Here is a 13,048-nt window from a genome sequence, read left to right as displayed (position 1 = left end):
TGTGACATCGACACCCGTGCGGCGGCCGGCCGGTCGCCGCGCGGGCGTCGGCGAGCCCGGCGGCTGGTGGGCGTTCGCCTTCATCGCCCCGGCGGTGCTGGGCCTGGCCGCCCTGTATCTGTGGCCGTTCCTGTCCACCGTGATCAAGAGCTTCCAGGACGTGCCGGCGTTCGGGCCGGCGACGTTCGTGGGGCTCGGCAACTACACCGAGCTGCTCGGCGACCCGGAGTTCTGGAAGGCGTTCGGCAACTCCGCCCTCTACACCGCGATCATCCTGCTCGGCATCCCGCTCGCCGTCGTACTCGCCGCGCTGATCGAGCAGGTAGGGCGGGGGCGGGCGGTGTACCGCGTGCTGTTCTTCCTGCCGGTGGTGACGCTGCCGGTGGCCATCGGCATGGTGTGGCGGTTCATCTACAACGGCGACTTCGGGCTGCTGAACACCGTGCTGTCGTGGTTCGGCGTCGAGGGCCGGTTCTGGGTCGCCGATCCCCGGTACACCATCTGGGCGTTCGGCGCGGTCGGCATCTGGATGAGCCTCGGCATCAACATGATCATCCTGGGCGCCGGGCTGCAGGCCATCCCGAAGGACCTCTACGAGGCCTCCGCCCTGGACGGCGCCGGGCGCGTCCGGCAGTTCCGCCACATCACCGTGCCGCTGCTCACCCCGAGCATCTTCTTCGTCACGATCCTCAGCGTGATCGCCGCCCTGCAGATGTTCGACCTGATCTTCGTGATGCTGCGCGGGGTGAACAACACCGCCCTGGCCGACTCCAAGACGATCGTGTACCTGTTCTACGAGAAGGCGTTCGTCCAGTTCCACCAGGGCTATGGCGCCGCCATCGCGGTCGTGCTGCTCATCGTGATCATGATCGCCACGGCCCTGCAGTTCCGCCTCCAGAGATCGTGGGTGTTCTATGGCTGAGTCCGCCGCCCGCTCCGGGCCGGGCCGCCGCCGACGCGGGGGAGCGGCCTCCACCTGGACGATCCACGCCGTGCTCATCGTCGCGGCCGTCGTCATGGTGGTGCCGTTCGCCTGGCAGATCCTCACCGTGTTCAAGACCACCGCCGAGGCGACCAGGATCCCGCCGACCGTCCTGCCTGACGCCTTCTCGCTGCGCTCGTTCGGGACGTTCTTCTCCACCGTGCCGTTCTGGTCGATGTTCGGCGTGTCGGCCGGCGCGCTGGTGCTGCGGGTCGCGGGCCAGCTCGCGGTGGCCTCGCTCGCCGGGTACGCCTTCGCCCGCATCCGCTTCCGGGGGCGCGAGCCGCTGTTCGGGCTGTTCATCCTCATGCTGATGGTGCCGAGCCAGCTGTTCCTGATCGGCCAGTACGACCTGGTCCGCGGCCTGAACCTGCTGGACACCCTGCCGGCGCTCGCCATCCCCGGCCTGTTCTCGGCGTTCGGCACCTTCCTGATGCGCCAGGCGTTCCGCACGATGCCCAAGGACTACGAGGAGGCGGCCCGGCTCGACGGCGCCAACACCTTCCAGGTGTTCTGGCACGTCATGCTGCCGATGGCCAGGCCCACCCTGGCCGCGCTCGCCGTGCTGACCGGCCTGTACTCGTGGAACGACCTGCTGTGGCCGCTCATCGTCTCGCCCTCGGGGGAGAACCGGCCGCTGCCGGTGGGCCTCGCGGGGCTGCAGGGACAGTTCGGCACGGACTACCCGACGCTGATGGCCGGGGCGTTCGTGTGCTCGATACCGCTCGTGATCGTCTTCCTGGTGCTGCAACGGCAGTTCTTCGCGGGCATCGCGAGCAGCGGACTCAAGGGATGACGGGGGAGTACGCCCAGTGAACGATGACACCCGCACGCCGATCCACCTGCGAGCCGGGGGCACCGGCCTGGTCGTCGCCGTCGACGGCGGCCGGCTCCCGCGCATCCTGCACTGGGGGCCGGACCTCGGCCCGCTCACCGGCGACGTGCTGGCCGACCTGCGCAGGGCCGCGCTTCCCGCCATCGGCGACAGCGCGGTGACCTATCCGCAGCCCGTGCCGGTCCTCCCGCAGCTCGCGGAGGGCTGGCTCGGACGTCCCGGGCTCACCGGCGACGACGACGGCCGCCGCTGGGCGCCGAAGTTCCGGGACGCGGCCTACCACCTGGACGGTGAGGCGGACGGCGGGCCGCTGCTGCGCTGCACCGCGCACGACCCCGAGTACGGCCTCACCGCCGAGATCGAGATCCAGGTGTTCGCCGCGAGCGGCCTGGTCCGGCAGCGGGCCCGCCTCAGGAACGACGCCGCGGCGCCGTACCGGGTCGGGCACCTCGAACTGGCCCTTCCCGTCCCGTCCGAGGCGACGGAGATCCTCGACCTGACCGGGCGGTGGGCGCTGGAGCGCGTGCCGCAGCGCCGCCCGTTCCACGTCGGCGAGTGGGTCCGGGCCTCCCGAGGGGGCAAGCCGGGGCTGGAGCACACGACGCTGCTGGTCGCCGGCGAGGAGGGCTTCGGGTTCCGGCACGGCCAGGTGTGGGCGACGCATCTCGCCTGGAGCGGCGACCAGGTGCTCGCCGCCGAGCGGACGCCCGCGGGCACCAGGCACCTGGCGGCGGGGGAGATCCTGCTCGCGGGCGAGGTGGTGCTCGGGCAGGGCGAGTGGTACCGGACCCCGTGGCAGTACGGGTCGTGGGGCACGGGGCTGGACGAGCTCGCCGCGCGGTTCCACCGGCACCTGCGGTCGCGGCCCGGGCACCCCCGCTCACCACGGCCGGTCGTGCTCAACACCTGGGAGGCGGTCTACTTCCGGCACGACCTGCAGGCCCTGGTGGCGCTCGCCGAACGCGGAGCCGAGGTCGGCGCCGAGCGGTTCGTGCTGGACGACGGCTGGTTCCTCGGCCGCAGGGACGACACCAGCTCGCTGGGCGACTGGACGGTCGACCCGCGGGTGTGGCCGGACGGCCTGGAACCGCTCGCCGCCCGGGTCCGCGAACTGGGCATGGACTTCGGCCTCTGGTTCGAGCCCGAGATGGTCAACCTGGACTCCGAGCTGGCCCGCGAGCACCCGGAATGGGTCTTCGACGCCGGGCACGGCCCCGGCCTGCCCTCCCGGCACCAGCACGTCCTGGACCTCGGCCACCCTGGCGCCTACGCCCACGTGCTGGAGCGGATGAGCGCGCTGGTGGCGGCCCTCGGCATCGCCTACATCAAGTGGGACCACAACCGGTACCTGCTCGACGCCGGGCACGGCCCGGACGGCAGGCCGGGCGTGCGGCGGCAGGTGGAGCAGGTCTACCGGCTGATGGCCGAGCTCAAGGCCGCCCACCCCGGTCTGGAGATCGAGTCGTGCGCCAGCGGCGGCGGGCGCGTGGACCTCGGCGTCCTTGACTTCGCCGACCGCGTCTGGCCGAGCGACTGCAACGACCCGCACGAGCGGCTGGAGATCCAGCGCTGGACGGGCCTGCTGGTGCCGCCGGAGATGCAGGGCACCCACATCGGCGCCGAGGAGTCGCACACCACCCACCGCGCCCACCCGCTGGACTACCGGGCGGAGAAGGCGCTGTGGGGACATCTCGGCATCGAGGTGAACCTGCTCACCGCCGACGACGCGACCCGCGCGGGGCTCGCCCGCTGGGTCGCCTTCCACAAGGAGCACCGGAGCCTGCTGCACTCGGGTCAGGTGGTGCACGCCGACCTGCCCGACCCGGCCCTCCGGCTGGAGGGCGTCGTCGCGGCCGACCGGAGCGAGGCGCTGTACGCGTTCAGCGTCGTCGCCCGGCCCGCGACCTGGCCGCCGGGCCGCGTCCGGCTGCCCGGGCTGGACGACGACCGGCTCTACACCGTGCGGGCGGTGTACCCGGGGGAGCCGCCCGCGGCGGCCGCCGTGCTCCCGCCCTGGCAGCGCGAGGGGGTCACCATGCCCGGCCGGGTGCTGCGGCTGGCCGGCGTCGAGGCGCCCTCACTGGACGTCGACCGGTCGGTGCTGCTGCGCGTGACCGGCGCCTGAACGGCCGTGACCGGCGCCCTCGGGACGGTCCCGCGCCGGGGCCTGGCCGGCCCTGGGACGGTCCCGCGCCGGGGCCTGGCCGGGCCGGAGACGGACCCGCCTTCCGGGCCGGCCGGCCGTGACGGCAGGGAGAGGGGACGCGCCCGCGTCCGGGGCGTCAGCCCTTGGCGCGGTTGCGGTACTCCGTCGGGCTGGTCTCGTGCAGCCGCTTGAAGTGGCGGGAGAAGTAGAACGGGTCGTGGTAACCCACCTCGCGGGCGATCGCGGCGACCGTCGCGTCCGTCGTGTCCAGCAGGTTGCGCGCCTGGGCCATGCGGAGCGCCGTGTGGTGGGCCAGCACGCCGCCGCCGGTCGCGCGGCGGAACAGCGCGCTCAGGTGGGAGGGGGAGACGCCGACCAGTGACGCCAGGTCGGCGACCCGCACGGTGCCGTCGAGCCGTTCGGCCAGGTAGGCCATGGCCCGCTGCAGCGGGTCGCCGGGCGCCGGCATGACCCGGTCGGCGGCGATCTGCGTGAGGAGCTTCCATGCCGCGCCCGCGGCGCCCATCAGGCTGGCCGGCGAGTGGTCGCGTTCGAGGACGGTGACGATCTCGTCGAGCAGGGCGATCGCCCGGTCCAGCCGCCGGATGGGGATCACCGGCCTGGACGCGCTCACGCCGATCTCCCCGACCAGCTCGGCCAGATCGCCGCCCCGAAGGTGACACCACCAGATCGTCCAGGGTGCCTCGGAAGACGCGCCGTAGGAGTGCGGGGCGCCGCGCGGGATGACCAGGGCCGCGCTCGGCCCGACGCGGTGCTGGGCGCCGCCCACGTCCGCCCACCCCGCGCCCGCCGCGCACAGGATGAGGACGGTCTCCTCGGTGCCGTTCGGCCTCCTCATCAGGTGGTCGGTCGCGTTGGGGTAGTAGCCGCAGTCGGTGACCTGAAGGCGTCTGGTCACCGGGCGCGCCTGCGCCTCCGCGGTGACGCGGCGCGGGACGACGGTCAGCCGCTGGTTGCGGAACCCCTCCTGGATCGGCATCGGCTCAGTATGGCATGGACCATCGGATTGTCCAGGCAGTGCCGTACATCCGCCATTCCCCGCGGCGCTCGCCGCCGGTTGACTGGTGGCGCCGGCCACCCGAGACACGTGCCCGGCCGATCACGGAGGCCGTCCAGCCGGGCGGCCTCCTCACGACCTGGGGGATGGAGATCATGGGACGGGGATTACTGGCCGGGAAGGTCGCCGTGGTGACCGGCGCGGCCTCCGGGATCGGCGCCGCGGTCGTGGACCGCTTCCTGTGCGAGGGCGCGCGGGTGATCGCGGTCGACGTGGCCGACCAGGGCCCGGACCGGCCAGGGGTGCTGCCGATCACCGGCGACGTCGCCGACTCCGCGGCCTGGCGGCGGGTCGCCGAGGCGGCGCGCGAGGAGTTCGGCCGGCTGGACGTGCTGCACAGCAACGCCAGCGTGGTGGTGCGCGCCCCCGCCCACGAACTCGCCGAGAGCGACTGGGACCGGCAGATCGCGGTCAACCTCAAGGCGGCCTACCTCGCGATCGGCGCCTGCGTCGGCCTCCTGCGCGACGCGCGCGGCGCGGTGGTGCTCAGCTCCTCCGTGCACGCCATCGCGGGCCTGCCGTCCCACCCCGCCTACGCGGCGGCCAAGGGCGGCCTGGTGTCGCTGGGCCGCCAGCTCGCCGTGGAGTACGGCCCCGAGGTGCGGGTCAACACCGTGCTTCCCGGGCCGATCCTCACCCCCGCCTGGGACGGCATCGGGCAGGAGGACCGCCGCCGCAGCGCCGCCGGCACGGCCGCCGCCCGCTTCGGCCGGCCCGAGGAGGTCGCGGCCGCGGTGACCTTCCTCGCCTGCGAGGAGAGCTCGTACGTGACAGGAGCGTGCCTGGTCGTCGACGGCGGCTGGAGCGCGGTCAAGGACTCCGCGTGACCGGCCGGTACGACGCGGCCCGGCGGTACGACGCCGCCGGCCGGCATGCCGTGACCGGCGAGAACACGGCGACCGTCCGGCATTCGGCGACCGTCCGGCATCCGGCGACCGCCCGGGATTCCGCGGCCGTACGGGATTCGGTGGCCGGCCGCGACGCCGTGGTCGGCCCGGGGCGGAGGGCGCGGTGAGGATCACCGGGGTCGAGACCTTCCTCGTGCCGCCGCGGTGGCTGTTCTGCCGGGTGCAGACCGACGAAGGCGTGGTCGGCTGGGGCGAGCCGGTCGTGGAGGGACGCGCGGAGGTGGTCCGCGCGGCCGTGCACGTGCTCGCCGAGTACCTCATCGGCCGCGACCCGCTGCGCGTCGAGGACCACTGGCAGGTCATGTCCAAGGGCGGCTTCTACCGGGGCGGCCCGGTGCTCTCCAGCGCCCTCGCCGGGCTCGACCAGGCCCTGTGGGACATCGCCGGCAAGGTGCACGACGCTCCCGTCCACGTGCTGCTCGGCGGCCCGGTGCGCTCCCGGGTGCGCATGTACGCCTGGGTCGGCGGGGACGAGCCGGCCGAGCTCGCCGACGGCATCGCCGCCCGCGTCGAGGCCGGGTTCACCGCGGTCAAGATGAACGCCGCCGGCCGGACGTCCCCGCTGCCGACGGCCGCCGAGGTCGCCGGCATCGTCGACCGCGTGGCGCTGGCCAGGGAACTGCTCGGCCCGCACCGCGACGTCGCCGTCGACTTCCACGGCCGCTTCACCGCGGCCGGCGCGCGGCGCGTCCTGCCGCTCATCGCGCCGTTCCACCCGCTGTTCGCCGAGGAGCCCGTGCTGCCCGACCGGCCGCACGTGCTGAGCGAGGTGGTGGGCGCGAGCGGCGTCCCGATCGCCACCGGGGAACGGCTGTACTCGCGCTGGGACTTCCGGCCGGTGCTGGAGGCGGGGGTCGCCGTGGTGCAGCCCGACCTGTCGCACGCGGGCGGCATCTCCGAGACCCGCAGGATCGCCGCCCTCGCCGAGGTCTGGGACGCCCAGCTCGCCCCGCACTGCCCGCTCGGCCCGCTGGCGCTGGCCGCCAGCCTCCAGGTGGCCTTCGCCACCCCGAACTTCCTCATCCAGGAGCACTCGATCGGCATCCACTACGACCAGGGCGACGACCTGCTCGGCTACGTGCTCGACCCGGAGGTGTTCCGCTTCACCGACGGCCACGCCGCCCGTCCCACCGGGCCGGGACTCGGCGTGGAGATCGACGAGGCGGCCGTGCGGCGCGCCGACCAGCGGGGGCACGCCTGGCGCAATCCCGTCTGGCGGCACGAGGACGGGGCGTTCGCGGAATGGTGACGACCCTTCGGATCCCCCTTCACCCCCGTTTCGACCTGGCGCGCGGCGGCAGGTGGACCTCGCTCGCCGGGGGCGGGCGCGAGTGGCTGTGGTCGCGCCCGGACCCGGCCCGCGCGGACGTGGCCCCCGGCGCGGAGTTCGTCGACGCCGGCGGCGTGGAGGAGTGCCTTCCCACGGTGCGCGGCCTGCCCGACCACGGCGACGCGTGGAGCCGGCCCTGGGAGGGCACGGCGGCGCGGGCCCGCGTGCGCGGCGCCGGCTACGAGCTGCTGCGCCGGGTCACCGAGGAGGCCGGGGCGGTGGTCGCCGAGTACCGGCTGTCGGCCGACCCCGGGTACGCCTTCGTCTGGACGGCCCACGCGCTGCTCGACGTCGGCGATGACGCGCGGCTGGTCGCCCCCGCAGGCACCGTGACCAGGGTGTACCCGGAGGCCGCCGGCCTGCTGGGGCGTCCCTGGCCCGACGGCGTGCCCTACCTTGAGGGCCGCTGGCCCGCTCCGCTGGGCCTGCCGCTCGACCGGTTCGGCCCGTGCGACGGCACCGCGGCGGGCGCGGTGCTGCGCTGCGCCGCCGTCCGGGTGACCGACGGAGCCGACGCGCTGCTGCTGCGGCTGGAGGCGCCCGGCGGGGTGCCGGTGTCCACCGCGCTGTGGCGTAACCTCGGCGGGTTCCCCGCCCGCGCGCCGTACCGCAGCATCGGCGTGGAACCCATGCTCGGCGCGGTCTTCGACCTGGAGGAGGCCGGGCCGGGGGACGCGGCGGTGGTCCCGCCGTCCGGCGAACTGACCTGGCGGCTGGTCGTGGCCGCGGAACGGATGAGCGATGCCTGAATCGAACACTGAATCACCCGCTGAATCCCCGCTGGACGGGGCGCGTGAGGCGCGTTTCCTGTCGACGCTGGCCGGACGGCGCCTGGTGGCGATCGTCCGCGGCCGGGACGCCGGCGCGGCCCTGCGCACGGTGCTCACCCTGGTGGAGGAGGGCGTCGAGCTGGTGGAGGTGTCGCTGGTCACCGCCGGCGCGCTGGAGGTCCTGCGCCGTGCGCGCGCGGCTCTCGGCGAGGCGGCGGAGCTCGGCGCGGGGACGGTCCTGTCGGCCGCCGACGCCGACGCGGCCGCCGAGACGGGCGCGTCCTACCTGGTCACCCCGGCCGTCTCCGCGTCCGTCGCGCGGGGCCGGTCCCTCGGCCTGCCGGTCCTCGCGGGCGCGTTCACCCCCACCGAGGTCGTGGCCGCGCTCGGCGCGGGAGCCGCCGCCGTCAAGCTGTTCCCCGCCTCGCTGGGCGGCGAGCGCTACCTGCGCGCGTTGCGCGACCCGTTCCCCGAGGTCGCGTTCGTGCCGGTGGGCGGGGTGGACGCGGCTGCGGCGGCCGGGTACCTGCGGGCCGGCGCGGTCGCGGTCGGCGTCGGCTCGCCGCTGGTGGGCGACGCCGCCGACGGCGGAAGCCTCACCGAGCTCAGGGCACGCGTCCGCGCCTTCAGGGACGTGCTGTGATCGACGTGGCCACCTTCGGCGAGACGATGGCGTCCCTGCGGGCGCGCGACCCGATCCGGCTCGGCGGCGCCATGCGGCTGTCGGTCGCCGGCGCCGAGTCCACCGTCGCGATCGGCCTGGCCCGGCTCGGCCACCGCGTCCGGTGGACCGGCCTGGTCGGCGAGGACGAGACGGGCGAACTGGTGCTGCGCACGCTGCGGGCCGAGGGCGTCGAGGTGTCCCACGCGCGCTCCGACCCCCGCGGGCCCACCGGGCTGATGCTGCTGGAGCGGCGCGTCGGCGAGCTGACCCGGGTGATCTACCACCGGGCCGGCTCGGCGGCCTCCTTCCTGCGGCCCGAGGACGTCCTGCCCGCGCTCGACCCGCCGCCCACGATCGTGCACGTCACCGGCATCACCCCCGCCCTCGGCCCCGGCCCGGCGGCGGCCGTGCGCGCGGCGGTGGAGTGCGGCGCGCGGGTCTGCCTGGACGTCAACCACCGCTCCCGCCTGTGGGGACGGGAGGAGGCGGCGCGGGCGCTCCGGCCGCTGGCCCCCCGGCTGTCGATCGCCGTCGCCTCGGAGGACGAGCTGGAACTGCTCGCCCCGCCGCAGGCGCTGACGGAGGCGGAACGGGTGGCGGCGCTGCTCGAGGCAGGCGTGGCGGAGGTCGTCGTCAAGCGGGGCGCCGAGGGCGCCAGCGCCTACACGGCGGGCGGGACGGCGCACCGGCCCGCCCGCCCGGTGCGGGTCGCCGACGTCGTGGGCGCCGGGGACGCGTTCGTCGCCGGCTACCTGTCGGCCGTGCTGGACGGCCTGGACCTGGCCGGCCGTCTGGACCGGGCCACGACCACCGCGGCCTTCGCCGTCGGCTCCCCGGGCGACTGGGAAGGACTCCCCGCGCGGGGGGAGCTGGACCTGCTCGCCGCCCCGCCCGGCGCCACCCTGAGGTGAGCGGGCCACCGCCGCGCCCGATGCCTGTGGCGTGCGGCGGCGGCGTGCGGCGGCGGTTACGCTGGCGGCCCCTGAGGGGTCACCGGGCGGTGGCCGCGAGCGCGAGGAGGACAGGTGACGGCTTCGGCAGGGCGGACGGCCATCGTGACGGGAGCGGCCCGCGGCATCGGGGCGGCGGTGGCGCGGCGGCTGGCGGCGGGATCGCCGGTGGCGGTGGTCGACCTCGTGGAGTCCGACGCGCGCGGGACGGCCGAGCAGATCGAGAGCGCGGGCGGCCGGGCGATCGCCGTCGGCGCCGACGTCGCCGACGCCGGGCAGGCCGCCGAGGCCGTGCGCCGCGTGGCGGCCGAGCTCGGGCCGCCCGCGGTGCTGGTGAACAACGCGGGCGTCACCCGGGACAACCTGCTGTTCAAGATGACCGAGGAGGACTGGGACCAGGTCGTCGACGTGAGCCTGCGCGGGTCGTTCCTGATGAGCCGGGCGGCGCAGCGGCACATGGTCGAGGCCGGCTGGGGACGCATCGTCAACGTGTCGTCGACCTCCGCCCTGGGCAACCGCGGGCAGGCCAACTACGCCGCGGCCAAGGCCGGGCTGCAGGGGTTCACCAAGACGCTGGCCATCGAGCTCGGCCGGTTCGGCGTGACGGTCAACGCGGTCGCGCCCGGCTTCATCGTCACCGACATAACCCGGGCCACCGCCGCGCGGGTCGGTCAGTCGTTCGAGGAGTTCAGCGCCGCCCGGGTCGCGCAGATCCCGGTCGGCCGGGCGGGACGGCCCGAAGACGTCGCGGCGGTCGTCGCCTTCCTGGTGGGCGAGGACGCCGGGTTCGTCAGCGGGCAGGTCGTCTACGTGGCGGGCGGCCCCCGCGGCTGATCCGCCGGACGATCCTGAGCGGCCGACCCGCCGGACGAGCCTGAACGGGTGGTCCGCCGGCCGGTCCCGCGCGGAGGGTCCCCGTGCGGCCGGTCCGTGCCCGTCCGCGGCGGGAGCGCCGCCCTCCGGGGAGGGCGGCGCTCCGTGTTACCGGGTGGGAGGGCTGCTACCCGGTGACCAGGGTGAGGCCATAGGCGGAGAGGACTTCGTTGACCGGCTGGAAGAACGTGGTGCCGCCGGAGCTGCAGTTTCCGGACCCGCCCGAGGTCATGCCCTGGGCCTGGCTGCCGGAGATGAAGGAGCCGCCGGAGTCACCGGGCTCGGCGCAGACGTTGGTGCGGGTGACCTCGCCGACCGTGCCCTGAGAGTAGGTGACGCTGGTGTTGCGCTGCTGGACGGTGCCGCAGTGCCAGCCGGTGGTGGAGCCGGACCGGCAGATGGAGGCGCCGACGCCGGCGACGCTGGAGCCGGTGACGGTCACGTTGCCGTACGCCACCTGCGAGGTGGGCGTCCAGTTGCTGTTCACCGCGATGTAGGAGTAGTCGCTGCCCGGGAACACCGAGCCCTGGAAGGTGCCCTGCGCGACCCGGTTGTAGCCGGCGGTGGAGTTGCCGGCCCGGCCGCAGTGGCCGGCGCTGACGAAGCCGGGCGTGCTGCCCCTGCGCACCGAGAAGCCGATCGAGCAGCGGGCCGAGCTGTTGATGTAGTAGGCCTCGCCGCCCCGCAGGTTGTAGAACGTCTGGGGCTGCTCGCTGGACTGCTCGACCCGCACCAGGGACGCGTCCACGCCGCTGGCGGCGATGAAGGCCTGGGCCTCGGCCGGCTGCGACGACTGGACGACCACGCTGTTGGTGGGCACGTCCACGAACCACACCGGGGTCGACCCGTGCGCCTGCGTGGCGGCGGTCCTGTCCAGGGCGGCCTTGGCCGCGTCGAGGGTCGCGAGGCTGTGCGCGACCAGCTTGCCCCGCACGCCGGTGCCCTGGATGCCGGTGAGCGCGGCGGCGTCGGTGGTGGCGACCGTCAGGGTCGAGGAGGTGGGCCCGCTGAGCCAGGAACCGGCGTAACCGGCGCCGAGCTTGTCGGTGTAGGACTTCTCGACGCCCATGAACCGGGCCTCGTTGAGAAGGCGGGACTCGGCCTGCTCCTTGTTGATGCCGAGGTCGCGGGTCATCGCGTCGATCATCGCGGGGGCGGGCTTGGGGCTCGCGGCGGCCGGTGCGCGTTCGGCGACGGCCGGGGCTGCCATGAGGGTGAGGACACTGATTGCTAGAGCGCATCCGGCGGTGACCGTGCGTCTGCGGAGCATGGGCTCTCTCCTCGGTGTTTGGGGGGTGTCGTCACCGTAACTGCGCTCACGCCAGGCGCGGAGCTATCGTTTGGTCCCTATCGCCGCGTTATGGAAGCGCGCACGGATGACGGATCGTGCCGTATCGCCGCTCGGGGAGGCGTGGCCACGGGTCAGGGGATCATGCCGAACCTCGGGTTGGCGGTCAGCCAGTCGGTGTAGCGGTCGTTGCGCCGGACGGCCTCGGCGTGCGCGTCCCTGGCGTGGTCGGTGACCAGGGGGGCCGTGCGGGCGGCCAGGGAGTCGGAGTGCCATCCCAGCAGGTGCCTCCAGCGCAGCGGGGTCCCGGCGACGGGCATCATGACCAGCCCGGCGCTCAGCTCGAACGTCGCCTGGCACAGGGCCACGGCCTTGCCCGCCTTGACCAGGTGCAGGCAGGTGGAGACGTCGGTCTCGTACATGTGCCGGGGGACGAACCCGGCGCGGGCGCACGCCCCGGCGAAGCAGTCGGCGAAGCAGCCGTCCCCCGGCGCGACGGCCCAGCCCTCGCCGGCGAGCCCGGACAGCTCCACCTCCTTGTCGCCGGCCAGCGGATGGTCTTCGGGTAAGAGCACGAACACCGGGTCGGTGCCGACGACGGCCCAGGTCATGGCCTCGGCGGCCGGTGGTGCCGACTCCCCGCAGGTGCCGATGAGGGCGAAGTCCAGCCGTCCGGCGCCGACCAGGGTGGTCAGCTCCCGCGCCGACCAGGACGTGCGGGTGCTGATGGGGGTGGAGGGATGGGCGCCGGTGAGGCGTTCGACGAGGCCGCCGAGGATCGGCCCGTGGGTGGCGCCGATGCGGAAGCCCGCGATGCCGGTGTAGGTGTTGGCGAAGCGCACCGCCTCTTCCTGAAGTTCCCGCACGGCGGGCAGCAGGACGCGGGCCCGGGTCAGGACGAGTTCGCCGAGGGGGGTCGGCCGGGCGCCGTTGCGGTCGCGTTCGAAGAGGGCGCCTCCGAGCGTGCGCTCGATCCGTTTGAGCTGCGCGGTGAGCGACGGCTGAGCCAGTCCTAGCTGGGTGGCCGCCTTGGTGACGCTCCCTGCCTCGGCGACCGCGCGCACGATCTTGAGGTGACGGAGCTCCAGATCCATACCGGGAACGTACGGCCGGGATGTTATGCCCGCAATGCCGATATGTCACCAAATCTGACTGCAATTTGTAGGATCATGCTGATCGCGCCGCTGAGCTGCGATGATGCTGGGCGAGGTCGTCGAAAAAAGG

General features: G+C 74.3%; 13 protein-coding genes. 10 read left to right on the top strand and 3 right to left on the bottom strand.

Annotated features, from left to right (window positions below; genetic code table 11):
- The first annotated feature begins 1 nt into the window (after position 1).
- From ACFQSB_RS29200 to ACFQSB_RS29190, 3 genes are read left to right on the top strand one after another with little or no spacing between them, the layout of a single operon-like run.
- A complete protein-coding gene (locus ACFQSB_RS29200) occupies positions 2 to 922 on the top strand; it encodes a carbohydrate ABC transporter permease (RefSeq protein ID WP_380830089.1) in 921 nt (306 codons plus the stop codon).
- Positions 915 to 1,778 carry a carbohydrate ABC transporter permease gene (locus ACFQSB_RS29195; RefSeq protein ID WP_354916036.1) on the top strand — a complete coding sequence of 288 codons (864 nt, stop codon included), beginning with the start codon at positions 915 to 917 and terminating at the stop codon, positions 1,776 to 1,778. Before ACFQSB_RS29200 ends, ACFQSB_RS29195 begins: the two co-directional genes overlap by 8 nt.
- 16 nt (positions 1,779 to 1,794) lie before the next feature.
- On the top strand, positions 1,795 to 3,942 hold the full coding sequence (locus tag ACFQSB_RS29190) for an alpha-galactosidase (protein ID WP_380830088.1): 2,148 nt from the start codon (positions 1,795 to 1,797) through the stop codon (positions 3,940 to 3,942).
- Between the two features lie 157 nt (positions 3,943 to 4,099).
- On the opposite strand, the gene ACFQSB_RS29185 is transcribed toward ACFQSB_RS29190, so the two are convergent.
- Positions 4,100 to 4,963, bottom strand: coding sequence for a helix-turn-helix domain-containing protein (locus ACFQSB_RS29185; protein WP_380830087.1), 864 nt, complete (start codon positions 4,961 to 4,963; stop codon positions 4,100 to 4,102).
- A 173-nt stretch (positions 4,964 to 5,136) separates the two neighbouring features.
- Between ACFQSB_RS29185 and ACFQSB_RS29180 the strand changes: the two genes are divergently transcribed.
- From ACFQSB_RS29180 to fabG, 7 genes are all read left to right on the top strand, one after another.
- The gene (locus ACFQSB_RS29180; protein WP_354836759.1) at positions 5,137 to 5,868 is read left to right on the top strand and encodes an SDR family NAD(P)-dependent oxidoreductase; all 732 of its coding nucleotides are present in this window, start codon (positions 5,137 to 5,139) and stop codon (positions 5,866 to 5,868) included.
- Positions 5,865 to 6,056 (top strand): hypothetical protein, encoded by a 192-nt coding sequence (locus ACFQSB_RS29175; protein ID WP_380830086.1) that lies wholly within the window; start codon positions 5,865 to 5,867, stop codon positions 6,054 to 6,056. Before ACFQSB_RS29180 ends, ACFQSB_RS29175 begins: the two co-directional genes overlap by 4 nt.
- Positions 6,053 to 7,198, top strand: coding sequence for a galactonate dehydratase (dgoD, locus tag ACFQSB_RS29170; RefSeq protein ID WP_380830085.1), 1,146 nt, complete (start codon positions 6,053 to 6,055; stop codon positions 7,196 to 7,198). The genes ACFQSB_RS29175 and dgoD overlap by 4 nt, the downstream gene beginning before the upstream one ends.
- Positions 7,192 to 8,028 (top strand): hypothetical protein, encoded by an 837-nt coding sequence (locus ACFQSB_RS29165; RefSeq protein ID WP_380830084.1) that lies wholly within the window; start codon positions 7,192 to 7,194, stop codon positions 8,026 to 8,028. The genes dgoD and ACFQSB_RS29165 overlap by 7 nt, the downstream gene beginning before the upstream one ends.
- Positions 8,021 to 8,692 (top strand): bifunctional 4-hydroxy-2-oxoglutarate aldolase/2-dehydro-3-deoxy-phosphogluconate aldolase, encoded by a 672-nt coding sequence (locus ACFQSB_RS29160; protein WP_380830083.1) that lies wholly within the window; start codon positions 8,021 to 8,023, stop codon positions 8,690 to 8,692. The genes ACFQSB_RS29165 and ACFQSB_RS29160 overlap by 8 nt, the downstream gene beginning before the upstream one ends.
- Positions 8,689 to 9,624, top strand: a complete 936-nt coding sequence (locus tag ACFQSB_RS29155) for a sugar kinase (RefSeq protein WP_380830082.1) — start codon at positions 8,689 to 8,691, stop codon at positions 9,622 to 9,624. Before ACFQSB_RS29160 ends, ACFQSB_RS29155 begins: the two co-directional genes overlap by 4 nt.
- 114 nt (positions 9,625 to 9,738) lie before the next feature.
- On the top strand, positions 9,739 to 10,497 hold the full coding sequence (fabG, locus tag ACFQSB_RS29150; protein ID WP_380830081.1) for a 3-oxoacyl-ACP reductase FabG: 759 nt from the start codon (positions 9,739 to 9,741) through the stop codon (positions 10,495 to 10,497).
- A gap of 166 nt (positions 10,498 to 10,663) precedes the next feature.
- Here the strand turns inward: fabG and ACFQSB_RS29145 are convergent, their stop codons facing one another.
- Positions 10,664 to 11,806, bottom strand: a complete 1,143-nt coding sequence (locus ACFQSB_RS29145; protein ID WP_380830080.1) for a S1 family peptidase — start codon at positions 11,804 to 11,806, stop codon at positions 10,664 to 10,666.
- A gap of 152 nt (positions 11,807 to 11,958) precedes the next feature.
- Positions 11,959 to 12,918 (bottom strand): LysR family transcriptional regulator, encoded by a 960-nt coding sequence (locus ACFQSB_RS29140; protein WP_380830079.1) that lies wholly within the window; start codon positions 12,916 to 12,918, stop codon positions 11,959 to 11,961.
- Positions 12,919 to 13,048 lie beyond the last annotated feature (130 nt).

The organism is Sphaerisporangium rhizosphaerae (assembly GCF_042665155.1).
Taxonomy (GTDB): domain Bacteria; phylum Actinomycetota; class Actinomycetes; order Streptosporangiales; family Streptosporangiaceae; genus Sphaerisporangium; species Sphaerisporangium rhizosphaerae.
Note: the sequence above shows the minus strand (reverse complement) of the source record. Positions and strands in the feature narration are given on the sequence as shown.

What these genes read in the sequence shown, in the direction of transcription:
- ACFQSB_RS29195 (WP_354916036.1), top strand. Translation starts at nt 915, where the DNA reads ATGGCTGAGTCCGCCGCCCGCTCCGGGCCGGGCCGCCGCCGACGCGGG.
- ACFQSB_RS29165 (WP_380830084.1), top strand. Translation starts at nt 7,192, where the DNA reads ATGGTGACGACCCTTCGGATCCCCCTTCACCCCCGTTTCGACCTGGCG.
- ACFQSB_RS29180 (WP_354836759.1), top strand. Translation starts at nt 5,137, where the DNA reads ATGGGACGGGGATTACTGGCCGGGAAGGTCGCCGTGGTGACCGGCGCG.
- ACFQSB_RS29145 (WP_380830080.1), bottom strand. Translation starts at nt 11,806, where the DNA reads ATGCTCCGCAGACGCACGGTCACCGCCGGATGCGCTCTAGCAATCAGT.
- ACFQSB_RS29185 (WP_380830087.1), bottom strand. Translation starts at nt 4,963, where the DNA reads ATGCCGATCCAGGAGGGGTTCCGCAACCAGCGGCTGACCGTCGTCCCG.
- ACFQSB_RS29160 (WP_380830083.1), top strand. Translation starts at nt 8,021, where the DNA reads ATGCCTGAATCGAACACTGAATCACCCGCTGAATCCCCGCTGGACGGG.
- ACFQSB_RS29140 (WP_380830079.1), bottom strand. Translation starts at nt 12,918, where the DNA reads ATGGATCTGGAGCTCCGTCACCTCAAGATCGTGCGCGCGGTCGCCGAG.